The 15,740-nt window shown below is 56.1% G+C and carries 14 protein-coding genes; 7 read left to right on the top strand and 7 right to left on the bottom strand.

The features are described from left to right. Nucleotides 1-8: 8 nt before the first annotated feature. Both treY and treZ read right to left on the bottom strand, forming a co-directional pair. On the bottom strand, nucleotides 9-2,477 hold the full coding sequence (gene treY, locus ACOTZP_RS01550; protein ID WP_271074731.1) for a malto-oligosyltrehalose synthase: 2,469 nt from the start codon (nucleotides 2,475-2,477) through the stop codon (nucleotides 9-11). Next, on the bottom strand, nucleotides 2,474-4,261 hold the full coding sequence (gene treZ / locus ACOTZP_RS01545; protein WP_271074730.1) for a malto-oligosyltrehalose trehalohydrolase: 1,788 nt from the start codon (nucleotides 4,259-4,261) through the stop codon (nucleotides 2,474-2,476). The genes treY and treZ overlap by 4 nt, the downstream gene beginning before the upstream one ends. A 131-nt stretch (nucleotides 4,262-4,392) precedes the next feature. Here treZ and ACOTZP_RS01540 point away from each other — a divergent pair, with 131 nt between their 5' ends. From ACOTZP_RS01540 to ACOTZP_RS01525, 4 genes are all read left to right on the top strand, one after another. Beyond that, complete coding sequence (locus ACOTZP_RS01540) at nucleotides 4,393-4,920, top strand: GNAT family N-acetyltransferase (RefSeq protein ID WP_022648161.1); 528 nt, start codon at nucleotides 4,393-4,395, stop codon at nucleotides 4,918-4,920. A gap of 111 nt (nucleotides 4,921-5,031) precedes the next feature. Further along, nucleotides 5,032-5,916 carry an SDR family oxidoreductase gene (locus ACOTZP_RS01535; protein ID WP_022648162.1) on the top strand — a complete coding sequence of 295 codons (885 nt, stop codon included), beginning with the start codon at nucleotides 5,032-5,034 and terminating at the stop codon, nucleotides 5,914-5,916. Between the two features lie 107 nt (nucleotides 5,917-6,023). Continuing rightward, a complete protein-coding gene (locus ACOTZP_RS01530; RefSeq protein ID WP_063137764.1) occupies nucleotides 6,024-7,001 on the top strand; it encodes an MBL fold metallo-hydrolase in 978 nt (325 codons plus the stop codon). Between the two features lies 1 nt (nucleotide 7,002). Continuing rightward, nucleotides 7,003-7,911 carry a LysR family transcriptional regulator gene (locus tag ACOTZP_RS01525; RefSeq protein ID WP_271074729.1) on the top strand — a complete coding sequence of 303 codons (909 nt, stop codon included), beginning with the start codon at nucleotides 7,003-7,005 and terminating at the stop codon, nucleotides 7,909-7,911. Here ACOTZP_RS01525 and ACOTZP_RS01520 read toward each other — a convergent pair. Then, nucleotides 7,902-8,786: a LysR substrate-binding domain-containing protein gene (locus tag ACOTZP_RS01520; protein ID WP_045308132.1), complete on the bottom strand. Its 885-nt coding sequence runs from the start codon at nucleotides 8,784-8,786 to the stop codon at nucleotides 7,902-7,904. The genes ACOTZP_RS01525 and ACOTZP_RS01520 overlap by 10 nt on opposite strands. 111 nt (nucleotides 8,787-8,897) lie before the next feature. On the opposite strand from ACOTZP_RS01520, the gene ACOTZP_RS01515 reads away from it, so the two are divergent. The 3 genes from ACOTZP_RS01515 to ACOTZP_RS01505 all read left to right on the top strand — a co-directional run bounded on the left by ACOTZP_RS01515 (nucleotide 8,898) and on the right by ACOTZP_RS01505 (nucleotide 12,094). Further along, complete coding sequence (locus ACOTZP_RS01515) at nucleotides 8,898-10,379, top strand: UbiD family decarboxylase (RefSeq protein ID WP_271074728.1); 1,482 nt, start codon at nucleotides 8,898-8,900, stop codon at nucleotides 10,377-10,379. Between the two features lie 130 nt (nucleotides 10,380-10,509). Then, nucleotides 10,510-10,797: a VF530 family DNA-binding protein gene (locus ACOTZP_RS01510; protein ID WP_022648167.1), complete on the top strand. Its 288-nt coding sequence runs from the start codon at nucleotides 10,510-10,512 to the stop codon at nucleotides 10,795-10,797. A gap of 7 nt (nucleotides 10,798-10,804) precedes the next feature. Then, nucleotides 10,805-12,094, top strand: coding sequence for a glycoside hydrolase family 10 protein (locus tag ACOTZP_RS01505; protein ID WP_022648168.1), 1,290 nt, complete (start codon nucleotides 10,805-10,807; stop codon nucleotides 12,092-12,094). Nucleotides 12,095-12,133: 39 nt separating this feature from the next. Here ACOTZP_RS01505 and dsbG read toward each other — a convergent pair whose 3' ends face one another. The 4 genes from dsbG to ACOTZP_RS01485 all read right to left on the bottom strand — a co-directional run bounded on the left by dsbG (nucleotide 12,134) and on the right by ACOTZP_RS01485 (nucleotide 15,672). After that, on the bottom strand, nucleotides 12,134-12,910 hold the full coding sequence (dsbG, locus tag ACOTZP_RS01500; RefSeq protein WP_271074727.1) for a thiol:disulfide interchange protein DsbG: 777 nt from the start codon (nucleotides 12,908-12,910) through the stop codon (nucleotides 12,134-12,136). Nucleotides 12,911-12,951: 41 nt separating this feature from the next. Further along, on the bottom strand, nucleotides 12,952-13,509 hold the full coding sequence (locus ACOTZP_RS01495; protein WP_332975829.1) for an RNA polymerase sigma factor: 558 nt from the start codon (nucleotides 13,507-13,509) through the stop codon (nucleotides 12,952-12,954). A 5-nt stretch (nucleotides 13,510-13,514) separates the two neighbouring features. Next, a complete protein-coding gene (locus ACOTZP_RS01490) occupies nucleotides 13,515-13,928 on the bottom strand; it encodes a hypothetical protein (protein ID WP_045622692.1) in 414 nt (137 codons plus the stop codon). A gap of 193 nt (nucleotides 13,929-14,121) precedes the next feature. Continuing rightward, nucleotides 14,122-15,672: a methyl-accepting chemotaxis protein gene (locus tag ACOTZP_RS01485; protein ID WP_045308137.1), complete on the bottom strand. Its 1,551-nt coding sequence runs from the start codon at nucleotides 15,670-15,672 to the stop codon at nucleotides 14,122-14,124. Between the last annotated feature and the right edge of the window lie 68 nt (nucleotides 15,673-15,740).

Below are 15,740 nucleotides of genomic sequence, written 5' to 3'. Positions count from 1 at the left end.
CTCCTCAATTATTCGCAGGTAAGCAGAACCAACAAACATCCCTTTTCAGACGTTAAATCCAGCGTCTCTGGCAGAAGGCGACGCTCACCGGTAAACAGATCCCGGTAGTGCTTCCCGGCCAGCGCCTGGGGTATGGCCACGGTAGTATTGGCCCACAGCATCGCATTATCGGTGACGTCAAACGCCAGGCGCGGCACGGCGACGATCAGCGCCTCGTCATCTTTGATGCGGGCATAAACGATCAGATTCTCCTCCCGCTCGCCGGTTACCTTCAGCGGCAGCCAGTCGCCGTAGCGGATAAGCGCGGGGTAATGTGGCCGAAGCCGTAACAGCGTGGCGGTGACGTACTGCTTCACGCTGCCGTCTCGCCAGCGTTGCGCATCGTTAAAAACGGTGCCATCCGCTACGCTGAGGTTTTCCGCCAGTGCGGCGAAATCCGGTTCGCGGCGGTTATCCGGGTCGACGAGGCTGAAGTTAAGCCCCTCGCTGCCCTGGTAGATGTCCGGTACGCCAGGCGCAGTCAGTTTGATCACCGTCTGGCTCAAGCTGTTAATTAACCCAGCCCGAATAAACGGCTGGAGTGCGGCACTGAAATCACGCAGGAACAGGGTGTTATCCGGGGAAAGCAGATGGCGCACGTAGTCCAGGACCACGCTCTCGTAACCTTCGTTGCTGTCGATCCAGTCGGTACGCTGCTTGGCCTCGCGCAGGGCTTTCTCGATAAAGCCGAGGAAACGCTCTTCCAGTGACTTAAGGCCATCACGATCCTCAGGCGACAGGGTTGCTGGCCAGACGCCCGCCAGCGCCTGGAAGATCATCCAGGTGTCGGCGGCGTTCGGCGCGGTGCCATCGTTGAGGAATCGGACCTGCGTCTGGTTCATTTGCCGCCAGCGCGCCAGATTTTCTCCCCACAGATCTGGCGCTTCCGTAAGCGTATACAGACGAGCTCGTGCATCCTCGCCGCGTTTGGTGTCGTGGGTGGAAGTTCCCAGCAGCGCATCGGGCTGGCGGGCAAGTCGAATGCGCATCTCCTGATGAAAACGGGAAAGTGAAAACGCGCGCGGCGTCGGGTCGGCGCCGACTTCGTTCAGGGCCAGCTCCAGGTTATGGCGGAAGAACAGCGTATCCTCTACCGATTTCGCCATCAGCGGCCCGGTCAGCTGCTGAAAACGGGTGCGGAAAAGCGAGGCCAGCGCGTGGTCATGCTCCGGCAGATCGCCGGAAAGAATACGCACAATCAGACTCAGAGCGGGTTCAGAGGTGTTGACACTGGCGACCACGCGACTGAGCAGCGCCACATCCGGTGGCGTCAGCCCCTGTGCGGTGCCGTAGGTGCGATACACCGGAAACGCGATAAGCAGCTCACGCAGGGCATGGCGGATATCCTCATGCTCCACTTCGGCACCGTTATGCCCGGCCAGCTCGCTGGCTATATTGAGCAGCGTGGTAAATTCACCTTCAAAATTACGATCGGTCATCAGGCCTTTGGCGTTGCGAAGTTCCGCCTGCCTGTCAACGGTCGTACCCAGTGTCTCGTCGTAGAGCGTCTCCAGCCGCGAGAGGTTGGTATCATCCACCAGCACTTCCGCCAGGGAGGCGATAAACTCATAGCCCGTAGTACCTGAGATGGGCCACTCCGTAGGAAGCTGTTCCCCTTTGGCGAGGATTTTTTCCACCGTGATGTAGCAATCCGGTCCGGTCGCCGCACGCAGTCGCTGCAAATAGCCCAGCGGATCGGCAAGCCCGTCCACATGGTCAATGCGCAGGCCGTCGACAACCCCGGCGTGGACAAGCTCAAGGATCAGGCGGTGCGTGTCTGCGAATACCGCCTCATCCTCTACCCGCACGCCGACCAGCCCGGTGATTTCAAAAAAGCGCCGCCATGAAAGCTGTTTCGGCGCTTCCCGCCAGGACATCAGCCGCCAGCTTTGCGTCTTGTGGATCTCAGCGATGCTCTTGCCTTCGGCATACGTGCCGGGATTAAGCGGATAGGCGGTATCATAGTAAACCAACGCCGCGCTGTCGGTGACACTGTCACGTTTCAGGGTGATAGCCCCCCGCTCCAGCTCGGCTTCAAAGGTGTCGCCAAGAAACGGCAACGTCAGCGGTCGGGACCAGTCGATATCAAAATATGCCGCATAGCGGCTCTGCCGACCATGCTCGATAACATCGCGCCACCAGCGGTTTTCCAGCGAGGTCGACATATGGTTAGGAACGATATCCAGAATCAGCCCCATCCCCGCCTGTTTCAGCGCTGCCGCCATGCGGTCAAACCCTTCCCGCCCGCCAATCGCCGGGTCGATTTCGTTGGGGTCGGTCACGTCATAGCCGTGGGTGGAATCCGTGGTTGCGGTGAATACAGGTGACGCGTAAAGATGGCTAATTCCGAGGTCTTTCATATACGGAATCAGGTCCACAACGCGATCGAAGGTCATGCCGTTGCGAAACTGAATTCGGTAAGTAGAGGAAGGGATCATAGCGCTGCTTCTCCATCAGCAAAGCGAACAACAATGCTGTTCGGCGGCAGGTTTTCGACTGCCTCCGGCCAGCTAAAGATCGTTTTTCCGGGCAGGTCCGCTAAGGCGAGGGGCTTTTTGCCGATATTCAGCGCCAGCGACAGCGTACCGGACGGAAAACGCCAGCTCACGGCAACCATGCCGAGCGCCGTTTGCAGGACGTTACCCTCCACGGCGCCCCGCTGTTTCAGTAACGGGACGATAAAGCGTTGACGCAGCGCAATCAGTTCGCGCGTAACGTGCAGCCACGCCCTGCCTTCCTCTGTGTCTGCCTTGTTCCAGTCAAGCTTCGACCGCATAAAGGTATTTACGTCATTGGGATCCGGTACGGTTTCATCGTGCCCGGCATGGCCGGTAAACTCTTTCGCGCGCCCCTCCCGCACGGCTTTCGCCAGGTCGCCGTGGAAGTCGGTGAAAAAGAGGAACGGATGCGTTTCGCCATACTCCTCACCCATAAACAGCAGCGGGATATGTGGCGACAGGAGCAGCGCCGCGAATAGCACGCGCGTTTTCTCCGCCCCAGCCAGAGAGATAAGCCTCTCCCCCTGGGCACGGTTGCCGACCTGGTCGTGATTCTGAATAAAATCGACAAAAAACTGCGGTGGTTGCTCGCGACACTCTACCCCGCGCGATTTCCCGGTCTGAAGCGAGATTTCCCCCTGGTAGACAAAGCCCTCTGCCAGCGCCCGCGCCAGCTTTTTCTCCGGCTCAAAGGCAAAATCCTGATAATAGGCGTGTGATTCCCCGGTCGCGAAGACATGCGCGGCGTTGTGAAAATCATCATTCCATTCGGCGGTGAAAAGCGGCGTCTGACCATGCTCATCGCGCGGATGCAGGAAAATCACGTTGCGACTGTCTTCGGTGGTCAGATGGATATGCCGATCCGGAAAGGCGTCGCGGATCCGTTGCGCTATCTCGGGAAGAATATGGGTCTCAGCGTTGTCATGGATCTGGTCGATGGCGTCGAAGCGCAGACCGTCAAGATGATACTCCGAGAGCCAGAATAACGGCGCCTCAGCGATGTATTGCCGGACGGCTTCAACCTCATAGGCTATACCGTTGCCCCACGGGGTCATACGATCCTGATGGAAAAACGCCGGCGAGAGCAACGGCAGGTAGTTCCCTTCCGGGCCAAAGTGGTTGAGTACAATATCCAGCACCACGGAAAGCCCGAGCGCGTGGGCGGCATCGATGAAGGCATGAAAATCATCCGGTGTGCCATAAGCTGAGTGCGGGGCATACAGCTGTACGCCATCATACCCCCATCCGCGCGCGCCCCCGAACTGGGACACGGGCATCACTTCCAGTTGCGTAATACCCAGTTCGGCCAGATAAGGCAATTTATCGATGGCCGCCCTGAAGGTTCCTTCCCCGGTGAAGGTGCCGATATGCATCTCGTAGATCACCGTCTCTTCCCATGGCCGCCCTTGCCATTCCCGCTGTGCGGGCAGGTTGTGACGCGGGTCGATTACCACCGACGGGCCGTTGACGTCAGCCTGTTGCGCGCGGGAGGCCGGATCCGGCACCGCCATTCCATCCTGTAAAACAAACTGATACGGCGTACCGTGTCTGACGCCGGGCACGTCAACCTGAAACCAGCCGTCGCCCACCGCCGCCATCGGAATGTCGGTGTCGGTTAAACGCAACGTGAGATCTTTCTGCCCTTCTGCCCAGACGCGAAAACGTACAACGTCATCGGAAATAAACTCAGCACCCCAGTGCCTGCGACATGTTCTGAATTCCATTCATTGTCCTCGAATGACCACATTTTACGCGGAACGAAATACAAGCTTAGACCAGGATGAACAGAGTGTTATGCCAGCAGGGTATGCCGCTTCGTCTATTATCTATTTATAACTCCCACTTAAGGAATACTATGCATATTCGAAAAGGATTAAGCACCGACCTCGCCCGTCTTGAATGTTGTGATTTTTCTTTTACGGTCGATGAGATTGCCAGAGAACCTTTTCTCAATGGTGATTTGCATATCGAGGCGCTAACCGATCCTTATCATAAAACCTATGAACTGGATCTCCAGACGCTGGAAAATCATTGCGTTAATCCCGATTCAATATTTCTTATCGCCGAAACGGATGACGGTGAAATCGCCGGTTTTATTACCGCGTCCTGCAACTGGAATAAATTTATTTCGGTGGATTACATTGCCGTGGAGCGTTCAAAACGCCGAACGGGCGCGGCGCACAAGCTGATGTCTGCCACCCACGTCTGGGCGCGAAGCCTCAATGCGCCCGGCTTACGGCTGGAGACGCAGAACGTTAATGTTTCTGCCTGCCTTTTCTATCGTCACTATGGGTTTATTCTGGGCGGTTACGATCGTTACCTTTACAACGCCCTGCCGGAAAAAGATGAGGTCGCCCTTTTCTGGTATTACATGCTGGCTTGAGAAAATATTTTATATCCGCCACTGGAATATAGATTTGTCTGAATTTGTCAATTTTGCCCGCTTACGTTTAATTAACGACTAATCTTGGAATTCACTATTAAGGAGGCCGGTATGTCTACAGGAAATAATCACACGCTGCATTACCCTCGTCCACCGTTTGCAGAACAACCGCAAAGGGCTCCCGGGCTGGCATCGGAAATGAAGCCAATACCGGATCATGGTGAAACAAGTTATATCGGGTCAGGAAAACTGGCAGGAAAAAAAGCGCTGATTACCGGCGGTGATTCCGGCATTGGTCGCGCGGTAGCCATCGCCTATGCCCGTGAAGGTGCGGATGTCGCTATTGGCTATCTGCCGGAAGAGGAGTCCGATGCGGCATCGGTCATTGCGCTGATTCAGGCTGAAGGCCGTAAGGCGGTCGCCATTCCCGGCGACATTCGCGTGGAGTCCTTCTGCGACACGCTGGTGGAAAAAGCCGTTGCCGAACTGGGCGGCCTGGATATCCTGGTGAATAACGCCGGACGCCAGCAGTACTGTGAATCTATCGACGATCTCACCACGGCAGATTTTGACGCAACGTTTAAGACCAACGTCTATGCCCCCTTCTGGATCACCAAAGCTGCGCTGCGCCATTTGCAGGAAGGTGCCGTGATCATCAACACCACTTCCGTTCAGGCGTTTAAACCGAGCGCGATCCTGGTGGACTATGCGCAGACCAAAGCCTGTAACGTGGCCTTTACCAAGTCTCTGGCCCAGCAGCTGGGACCGCGTGGTATTCGGGTAAATGCCGTCGCGCCAGGTCCATACTGGACGCCTCTTCAGTCCAGCGGCGGTCAGCCGCAGTCCAAAGTTCAGAAGTTCGGGGAAGATACGCCCCTGGGCCGACCGGGCCAGCCGGTTGAAATCGCACCGCTGTATGTGCTGTTTGCCTCCGATTCCTGCTCATACGCTTCCGGGCAAGTGTGGTGCTCTGACGGCGGTACCGGCGTGCTGTAAAGCATCCTCTCAGACCTATCCATTTCATGGATAGGTCACATTCACTCCCCTGCTGTTCTCAAAAATCGCAGTTGAACTATGATGAACTTACTATTAAGGAGCCCATCATGTTTACTGTGAAAAAACTTGCGATATCAACCCTGTTGACCGGTTCAGTTTTATTCTTTCCAGCGATCCACGCGGTGGCCAGCGTTCCGCAGCATGTGGTGAAACAGCAGGCTGGCGGCTACAGCGTTCAGGTTGGCGACACGATTATCACCGCCTTTACGGACGGCAGCGTGCCGCAGGATCTGCACGCCTTACTGCGCCGGACGACGGCGGAAAATACCGATGCGTTACTGGCCAAAAACTTCCAGGCCAATCCGGTGGAAGCATCGATTAACGCGTTTTATATCGCCTTGCCCGGTCACAAAATCCTGGTGGATACCGGTTCCGGTCAGCTCTTTGGCCCCGGCAAAGGCGGGCGGCTAATTGAAAGCCTGGCGACCCAGGGCATCAAACCCGAAGATATTACCGATGTTCTAATCACCCATGCGCACTCCGATCACGCCGGTGGTCTGGTCAAAGACGGTCAGCGCGTGTTTACCCACGCGCAGGTCTATGTCGGCAAACCGGATATCGATTTCTTCTTTAACGTCGAGAACCAGAAAAAGTCTGGCTATGACCAGAACTACTTCGATGTCGCGCACAAGACATTAAAGCCTTATCTGGATGCCGGAAAAGTGAAGACTTTCTCAGGCACCGAACAGCTTCTGCCGGGCATCAGCGGTACGGTTCACCCGGGCCATACCCCAGGTTCCGCGTTTTACACGCTGGAGAGCAAAGGTGAAAAAATTACCTTTGTCGGCGACATCATCCACGTCGCCGCGGTTCAGTTCCCGCAGCCCAACGTGACGATTGCTTACGATGAGGATCAGGACGGCGCCGCCCGGGTGCGCAACGCTGCTTTCGCTGAGTTTGTGAAAAACAAAGATCTGATTGCGGCGCCACATCTGCCTTTCCCCGGGATCGGCTATGTGACGAAAGGTGAGCGGGAAGGCTACGCGTGGGTCCCGGTGACCTATACCAACCGTGACGCAAAATAAGATGTCCCCCTCCGATATGGATATGGACCTGATCCTGACGCTGGATGCGTTACTCAGGGACCAGAATATCACCCATGCGGCCGCGCGGCTGGGCATCAGCCAGCCAGCAATGTCTGCCCGCCTGGCACGCCTGCGCGTGTTGTTTGGTGAGCCGCTGTTTGTCCCTTCCCCACACGGACGTGGGGTGTTACCGACGCCGCGCGCCGAAGCGTTAAGGCCGCAGGTCGCGACGGTTTTGCAGGGCATAGCGGCGATGCTTGAACCCACCACGTTCAACGCGCAGAACAGCAACCGCACCTTTGTTATTGCCCTGCACGAAAACCCGGCGCTAATGCTGGGGGCAGAGTTGCAGAATCAGATTAGCAGTGCGGCACCAGGTATCCGCCTGCGTTTTGCGCTCCCGGAAACCCAGCTGCTGTCAGCGCAGATGGAAAATGGCGATGTGGATATTTATATCGGCGTTAATGCGGGGGCGCACGATGCATGGGTCAGACGCAAACTGTTTGACGATGAATATGCCACAGCCCAGCGGAAAGGCCATCCGCGCGGTACGGGGCCGGTGGATCTGGAAAGCTATTGTAGTCTTTCACACCTGGTGGTTTCATCCGAGGGCGACCCGTTCGCGGGCTTTGTCGATCAGCATCTGGCGGGGCTTGGCCACCAGCGTAACGTGGTGATGTCGACGCAAAGCTATGCGATGGCGCCTGCGATTGTTGCCGGTACCGATTTACTCTGCACCCTACCCAGCCGCATGTTGCTACGCTTTACGCAAACGCTTGATATTTTTTCGCCGCCGCTGGATCTCCCGCCGATCGTCATCGGTATGTACTGGCACCCGAAAAACAGTCAGGATCCGGCTAACCGCTGGCTACGTGAACAGCTTCTTCAGGCCGCCGGACGTCAGGTATGATCGAGGATACTCAGCAATTTTTTCAGGACCTCAGAGCGAATAATCCGGTGGCAAACCAGCGTCAGCTCGCTCTCCCGGAGTCGGTCAAGAATATCCACAAAGACGACGTTTTGTACGCATATCGCCTTCGCTGAAGCTGGCAGCATGGCGATGCCAAACCCTGCCGAGACGAGGCTTATCACCGTGGGGACATCGGTGGCATTTTGCACAACGTCAGGCTGTATGCCAGCGCTGTGACAGGCATCATAGAAATATTGCTCCAGCCCCATCCCCTCCGGGTCGCGCAGGGCGATCCACTTCTCCTCTTTCACCGACGCAAGCGTCAGCGCGGCGGAGCCCGCCAGACTGTGTTGACGAGGTAAGGCCAGCACGGCTTTTTCCGTTGTAAAAGGACGACTTTGCAGATCGTCAGGCAGCAGCGGTAACGGGGCACGAATAATGGCCACATCCAGCTGGTTGCTTTGCACGCCGGTATAAAGGGTTTGCACGTTTCCCGTCATCATGGAAAGGCTGATGGCTGGCCATTTCTCATGTAAAAGCCGCAGCGCGTCGGGCAGCTTACTGTCGAATATCGCGCTTGAAACGCATCCGAGATTCAGCACGCCCTGTTCCCCTCTGGCCGTCTGTCTGGCATCCAGAATCGCCTGATCGGTCATAAAAATCGCCACTCTGGCTTTACTGAGAAACGCCTCACCGGCTGGCGTCAGCGTCAGGCGACGATTCGCCCGGCTAAAGAGCACTACCCCCAGACGATCTTCAAGCGTTTTGATTTGCTGGCTTAGTGCCGGTTGCGCCATGTTAAGGCGCTCCGCCGCACGATGCATGTGAAGCTCTTCCGCCACCACGATAAAATTGCGCATCAGTCGAAACTGCATACTGTGCCTTCATTATTGATAATAAAATTCATATTAAAATAGCATGAATGATGCAATTGATAGCCTTCTTCGTCCGGTTAAGAATGGATGCAATCATCCGAGGGGGAAAATATGGAAAACCACATCAACGATCTCAGAAGTGCTATCGAACTGCTCAAACGCCATGAAGGTCAATACCTTGAAACCAACTATCCGGTCGATCCTGACGCGGAGCTGGCGGGTGTGTACCGGCATATTGGTGCTGGCGGCACGGTAAAACGTCCGACGCGCATCGGCCCGGCCATGATGTTTAACGCTATTAAGGGGTATCCCGACTCCCGTATTCTGGTCGGTATGCACGCCAGCCGCGAGCGGGCGGCGCTCCTGTTGGGCTGCGAGCCCTCTGAACTGGCAAAACATGTCGGCCAGGCGGTGAAAAACCCGATTGCTCCCGTTGTCGTCCCGGCGGCCCAGGCGCCGTGTCAGGAGCAGGTGTTTTATGCCGACGATCCGGACTTCGATCTGCGTAAATTGCTTCCGGCACCGACCAACACGCCGATAGATGCCGGTCCGTTCTTCTGTCTGGGGCTGGTGCTGGCAAGCGATCCGGAAGACGCCTCGCTGACCGATGTCACTATTCACCGTCTTTGCGTTCAGGAGCGCGATGAGCTCTCCATGTTCCTTGCCGCGGGCCGCCATATTGAAGTGTTCCGTAAGAAAGCCGAAGAGGCGGGCAAACCCTTGCCGGTCACGATCAATATGGGTCTCGATCCCGCTATCTATATTGGCGCCTGTTTCGAAGCCCCTACTACGCCCTTCGGCTACAACGAGCTGGGTGTCGCCGGTGCGTTACGTCAGGCTCCCGTCGAGCTGGTGCAGGGTGTGGCCGTAAATGAAAAAGCGATTGCGCGTGCGGAAATCATCATCGAAGGCGAACTGCTGCCGGGCGTGCGCGTAGAAGAAGATCAGCATACCCACACCGGGCACGCGATGCCGGAATTTCCCGGCTACTGCGGGGAGGCTAACCCCTCCTTGCCGGTAATTAAAGTGAAGGCCGTCACGATGCGTCATCAGGCGATCCTGCAAACCCTGGTAGGACCGGGCGAAGAGCACACCACGCTGGCCGGTTTGCCAACGGAGGCCAGCATCCGGAATGCGGTGGAAGAAGCCATCCCCGGTTTCCTGCAAAACGTCTATGCGCATACCGCTGGCGGGGGCAAATTCCTTGGGGTATTGCAGGTTAAAAAACGCCAGCCTTCTGACGAAGGGCGTCAGGGTCAGGCGGCCCTCATCGCGTTAGCCACCTATTCCGAGCTTAAAAATATTATTCTCGTCGACGAAGACGTGGATATTTTCGACAGCGACGACATTTTGTGGGCGATGACGACCCGTATGCAGGGCGATGTCAGTATCACCCATCTGCCGGGGATCCGCGGTCACCAGCTCGATCCGTCTCAGGCACCGGATTACAGTCCCTCCATTCGTGGCAACGGGATCACCTGCAAAACGATTTTCGACTGTACGGTGCCCTGGGCGCTGAAGTCCCGCTTTGAGCGTGCACCCTTTATGGAGGTAGACCCGACGCCGTGGGCACCTGAACTGTTTAAAAAATAGCGTTAACCGGAAAGTCTTCTTCACCCTTCACGGGTGAAGAACCTCACGCTGAAATTGCCGCGTCCCCTGCTTTCTTGTAACCTTTGAGCGTTTATCACATCCCCATAAAAAATGAGACTACCGGACGCCTATGACAGCACCTATTTCCAACGATCCTTTGCATGGCGTAACGCTTGAAATGCAGGTTAACGCGCTGGTTGCGCGATATGGCTGGAATGAACTGGGCAACCGAATCAAAATCAACTGTTTTCGCAAGGACCCGAGTGTTAAATCGAGTCTGAAGTTCCTGCGCCGCACCCCATGGGCGCGGGCGGAAGTTGAAGCCCTCTACCTCGACTCCCTTCACGATGACGGTAACGAGGAACAGGACGAACCGGCGTTTAATCCCTGGACGGATGGCCGGACACCCAGGAGCTAACACGCAAATGATGCGACACGTAAAACGGACTGGCGCGCTGCTTGGCTGCGCGCTTTTACTGGTAAGTTGCACTTCTAAACCACCCAAATCACTCGTTACCCCGCTGCCGCAGGCGAAACCTGTACAGCAGACTAACGAACCCATGCGCGGGATCTGGCTGGCGACCGTCTCCCGTCTCGACTGGCCCCCCGTGTCATCGGTGAATGGCCGCAGCGCGGACCAGCGTATCGCCCAGCAACAGAAGGCGCTGACGGACAAGCTCGATAAGCTGAAAAAGCTTGGGATCAACACCGTCTTCTTTCAGGTAAAACCGGACAGTACGGCGCTGTGGGCCTCTGAAATACTGCCGTGGTCAGATACCCTGACCGGGACTATCGGGGAAGACCCCGGTTACGATCCGCTCCAGTTTATGCTGGATGAAGCGCACAAGCGCGGGATGAAGGTTCACGCCTGGTTCAACCCTTACCGCGTCTCCACCAACACGAAGCCGTCGACCATCGCGGCGCTTAACCGTACCTCGTCGCTTCATCCCTCCAGCGTCTACGTCCAGCATCCGGAGTGGATCCGCACATCGGGGGATCGTTTTGTTCTCGACCCGGGCATTCCCGAGGTGCGGGACTGGATAACCCAGGTGGTGATGGAAGTGGTGAATCGCTACCCTGTCGACGGCGTTCAGTTCGATGACTATTTTTACACCGAGACGCCGGGCTCAACCCTGAACGATGCCTGGACCTTCAGGCGCTACGGCGAGGGATTTGCGTCGAAAGCTGACTGGCGTCGGCACAATACGCAGCAGCTGATTGTGCAGGTATCAAGGGCGATCAAGCAGGCAAAGCCTGAGGTTGAATTTGGCGTCAGCCCGGCGGGAGTCTGGCGCAACCGCTCCTTCGACCCGGCAGGATCGGACACGCGCGGTGCCGCAGCCTACGATGAATCCTACGCTGACACGCGAAAATGGGTACAGCAGGGTTTACTGGATTACATTGCGCCGCAGATCTACTGGCCCTTCGCCCGCGACGCGGCACGATACGATGTGCTGACAAAATGGTGGGCTGACGTGGTGAAACCGACCCATACCCGCCTGTATATCGGGATCGCGTTCTACAAAGTGGGCGCGCCTTCCAGAAACGAACCGGACTGGACGGTGAACGGCGGCGTACCGGAGCTGAAAAAACAGCTCGACCTCAACGATTCACTGCCAGACGTAAAAGGCACTATCCTGTTCCGTGAAGACTATCTTAACCAGCCGCAGACGCAGGAGGCCGTAAATTACCTCCGGGGGCGCTGGGGTAGTTGACTGACAAAAGGCAGAAACGTCCTGTTTCTGCCTTTTTTTTTACGGCTTCGGCCCGAACATCGCCTCAAGCTGTTTTGCGTCTGGCATGCCCACGACCTGCTGCAGTTCGTTTTGCTCATTCAGGTAATAAATAGCCGGTGTGGCATTTGCGCCGAGACTGTCCATAAGCGTCTGGTGATTTTGCAGGATCTCAACGGTTTCCCGTGAAGCCGCCCCTTCAGGTTTAGGCAGCTTTTTACCGCCGGACAGCTCGTACTCTTTCCAGGCCGACACCGGATCTTTGGCATTCAGGATCGCGGAGGCGTTACGCCCGCTGTTCGGGTTAAGAAACGCAACCAGCAGCGTGTTGAGCTGGACCTTGCCGGCCTTCACCCACGGCTGCGCTTCAGCCCAGAACTGCTTGCAGTACGGGCAGAACGGGTCGGCAAAAACAAAGACTTTGCGCGGGGCGCTCTCCGCGCCCTCTTTCAGCGGATGCGCCGCATTGAGCTTTTTCCACATCTCGCGGCCCATCGGGGCGTAGATCTCTTTCTGGAAAAAGGCCTCGCTGAGGTTGGTTCCCTTCTCATCATACAGATAGCCAGACACCACGTGCTTTCCGTCAGGGGTCAGAAAGAGCGTCACGCCCATGTCCTGATACTGCCCCAGCCACGTTGGCGCGCCGCCGGGGGCATCAATTTTCTTAATGATTTTGATATCCTGCTGCTCACTGAAGTGCTTTACCACATCCGGAAGCGACTCCTCTGCCCTGACCAGCCCTGAAAACAGCAGAGCAGAGAGTAACAGCACCTTTTTCTTTGCTAACAGTTGAAGCATAACGACCCCTCTAAGATATTGTTTTTCAGAGTGGTCGAACTTTATTGCCCTGTCAACGCTTCATAAATATCCTTGAGGCGACTACGCAAAAATCGCACAGCTTTGTGTTTGCGGGATAATAACGCCTGCACGCTGTCGCCCGTTTCCTCCGCCAGCGCCTTCATGGTGTATCCTTCAAATTCCGTTTTTTCAAACACCTCGCGCTGTGGTGGCGGCAGTTCCGACAGGGCTTGCCCCAACTCTTCCCACAGCAGCATGTTGAGATACTCCTCCTCCGGGGTTTGCGGTACGCCGAATAACGTTTCTGCAATCTCCTGCTCCGGAAAGTCCTCGTCATCTGCCGTCAGGTACCCCGGCAGTGAAACCTCATGCTTTTTTCGCGCCCGGTCGATCATCTCATTTCGCGCGGCGCGAAACAGCCAGGCGGCGACGTTCTCCACCGGTTGTTCCACTTTCATCAACTGCCAGGTCACTTCCTGAAGAATATCATCGACATCATCACGAACCGCAGTCCGTCCGCGAATGAAGGCTTTTAGCCGTGCGCGGCCGGCATTGAGTGCCGAGATCAGTAATGATTCCCCCGCGTCACCGGCTTTCATATCGCTCACTCGGCTTCCGGCGCTTTCGCAGCGTTATCATCTCGCTTCTCATCCCGGTCATCGTGCCACCGGCAATGACCATGACGCCCAAATCCCGCCCGACGCTGCTGAATGAAGGCCTCCCGTTGTTCGGGGGTCATATTCATCCATTGTGCGTGCATACGGCGGTGTGCACCGAACATGCCTGGACGAAAACCCAGCCCACCAAAAAGAATGCGGCTCAGCAGCAGGATCCCCAGCGCCTGCCAGAAGCCAATGGCTTTAACCCCCAGGATGGCCGGGAGCAACGCGTTCCACAGGGACATGACCAGCAGGCCAAGCACCACGAACAGGACTGCGCCTATCACGATGCCCTTGTACATACGATGGCGGCCCAAACCACGCCCGTGACCTTTTCCGTGCATATCGAAATTTCTCATATGTACCTCGTTTATGTTGAATGATTATGGTCTCTGATGAGGTAGACGGATGAGGAACAGAAATATTGCCGGGGAAAGATAAAATTTATGTGATAGCGGCTTTGTACGGATAACAGTAATGGCTGAAGGAGATTGTGCAGCGGCTGCATGCAGACATTAAAAAAAGGCTCCAACAGGAGCCTTCCTCATTTAATCACGCAATTGCCGGCAGACGAAAACTCGAAATACTCTGCGACAGCTGCTGCGCCTGCTCCTCCAGCGAGGCCGCGGCTGCGGCGGATTGCTGCACCAGCGCCGCGTTCTGCTGGGTCACACCGTCCATCTCCGTTACGGCCTGCCCAACCTGACCAATTCCACGGCTCTGCTCTTCTGAGGCAACCGAAATCTGTTCCATCAGCGTATGCACTTTATTCACAGAGCTGATAATAGAATCAATCACCTCTCCCGAACGATTCACCAGTTCCGCACCGTTTTTCACGCTGGAAACAGACTGGGCGATGAGGCTTTCGATATCCTTCGCCGCCACCGCGCTTTTCTGGGCCAGGGTGCGCACTTCACTTGCCACCACGGCAAATCCTCGCCCCTGCGTACCGGCACGCGCCGCTTCAACGGCCGCGTTCAGCGCCAGAATATTAGTCTGGAAAGCAATACTGTTGATGACACTGGTGATGTCCTCAATACGCTTCGAGTTGGACGCGATAGTATTCATCGTTTCGATGACTTCACGGGTTACCGCTTCACCGGTATGGGCATTTTTCACGGCATCCTGCACCAGCTTACCGGCCTGGAACACGTTATCGGTGTTATTCGCCACCGTCGCGCTCAGCTCTTCCATGCTGGCGGCCGTCTGGGTCAGGGCAGAAGCCTGTTGCTCCGTACGGGAGGCCAGGTCGATATTGCCGGAAGCAATTTCCTGCGCCGCATGCGTTACGGTGTGGCTGGCATCGCGCACCTGAGAAATGGTGGAGAGCAGCGCCTGGCGCATCTGCTCCATCGAGGACATCAGGTGATCGATTTCATTCCCGGAATCACGCTTGATCGGTACCGGTACGTCCAGCTTCCCGGCCGCAATCTGTCGACAGTGCTCGCGCGCCAGGTTCACTGGCGCAAAGACCACGCGTTTCATCAGCAGGCTGACGACGAGGATCACCACCACGAACAGCACCGCAATGCAGGCGATAATAACCAGACCCGACACAAAATTATGGCTCGCATCCTCGTTCAGCGTTTTGGCGTACTTCTGGTGAACGGAGAGAACCTGATCGAGCACAATTTCATATTGGCGATCGAGTTGAGACACCACGGGAATAAGAGCGTTGAACCGCGACACATCGTGAGCGGCGGCAGCGGCAATCAGCGGTGCCAGTCCCTGGTTACGGTAGTTTTGCCACGCCTGCTGGTAGGCAGTGACCAGCGGGGCTTCGTCCTGCAAACGCGGCGAGGCCATAAACGCCGAAAATGCACTATCGGCTTTGGTCAGCGCCTCTTTAACCGAGGCCAGTTTCGCAGACGAGTCGGTGGCGTCCCCCGCTTCCACCATTTTTACATACTCCATAACCCTGACGCGCAGGGTTCGGCTATGGTTAATAGGATCAATAATGGACAGGACCACCTGAATTTCTTTGTTCACATTATCCAGCGAAGTATTACTTTTAATGATGAGCCCAACGCTGGTGATGGTGCTGGCCACAAAGAAGAAAAGCAGAGAAAACAGGATAATCAGGGATGATTTTTTCAACGACATAACACACCTCAGGGATTTAATTTCCCTTTGGTTATCGGCTGAATCCGATCTTTAATTAATTAAAGTTA

The organism is Enterobacter cloacae complex sp. SYL001 (assembly GCF_049237025.1).
Taxonomy (GTDB): domain Bacteria; phylum Pseudomonadota; class Gammaproteobacteria; order Enterobacterales; family Enterobacteriaceae; genus Enterobacter; species Enterobacter intestinihominis.
Note: the sequence above shows the minus strand (reverse complement) of the source record. Positions and strands in the feature narration are given on the sequence as shown.

Bases quoted from the DNA above. Each gene is read 5' to 3' on its own strand.
- ACOTZP_RS01485 (WP_045308137.1), bottom strand. From the start codon at position 15,672: ATGTCGTTGAAAAAATCATCCCTGATTATCCTGTTTTCTCTGCTTTTC.
- ACOTZP_RS01510 (WP_022648167.1), top strand. From the start codon at position 10,510: ATGACAGCACCTATTTCCAACGATCCTTTGCATGGCGTAACGCTTGAA.
- ACOTZP_RS01525 (WP_271074729.1), top strand. From the start codon at position 7,003: ATGTCCCCCTCCGATATGGATATGGACCTGATCCTGACGCTGGATGCG.
- ACOTZP_RS01505 (WP_022648168.1), top strand. From the start codon at position 10,805: ATGATGCGACACGTAAAACGGACTGGCGCGCTGCTTGGCTGCGCGCTT.
- ACOTZP_RS01540 (WP_022648161.1), top strand. From the start codon at position 4,393: ATGCATATTCGAAAAGGATTAAGCACCGACCTCGCCCGTCTTGAATGT.
- dsbG (WP_271074727.1), bottom strand. From the start codon at position 12,910: ATGCTTCAACTGTTAGCAAAGAAAAAGGTGCTGTTACTCTCTGCTCTG.
- ACOTZP_RS01490 (WP_045622692.1), bottom strand. From the start codon at position 13,928: ATGAGAAATTTCGATATGCACGGAAAAGGTCACGGGCGTGGTTTGGGC.
- ACOTZP_RS01535 (WP_022648162.1), top strand. From the start codon at position 5,032: ATGTCTACAGGAAATAATCACACGCTGCATTACCCTCGTCCACCGTTT.
- ACOTZP_RS01515 (WP_271074728.1), top strand. From the start codon at position 8,898: ATGGAAAACCACATCAACGATCTCAGAAGTGCTATCGAACTGCTCAAA.
- ACOTZP_RS01530 (WP_063137764.1), top strand. From the start codon at position 6,024: ATGTTTACTGTGAAAAAACTTGCGATATCAACCCTGTTGACCGGTTCA.
- ACOTZP_RS01520 (WP_045308132.1), bottom strand. From the start codon at position 8,786: ATGCAGTTTCGACTGATGCGCAATTTTATCGTGGTGGCGGAAGAGCTT.
- ACOTZP_RS01495 (WP_332975829.1), bottom strand. From the start codon at position 13,509: ATGAAAGCCGGTGACGCGGGGGAATCATTACTGATCTCGGCACTCAAT.
- treY (WP_271074731.1), bottom strand. From the start codon at position 2,477: ATGATCCCTTCCTCTACTTACCGAATTCAGTTTCGCAACGGCATGACC.
- treZ (WP_271074730.1), bottom strand. From the start codon at position 4,261: ATGGAATTCAGAACATGTCGCAGGCACTGGGGTGCTGAGTTTATTTCC.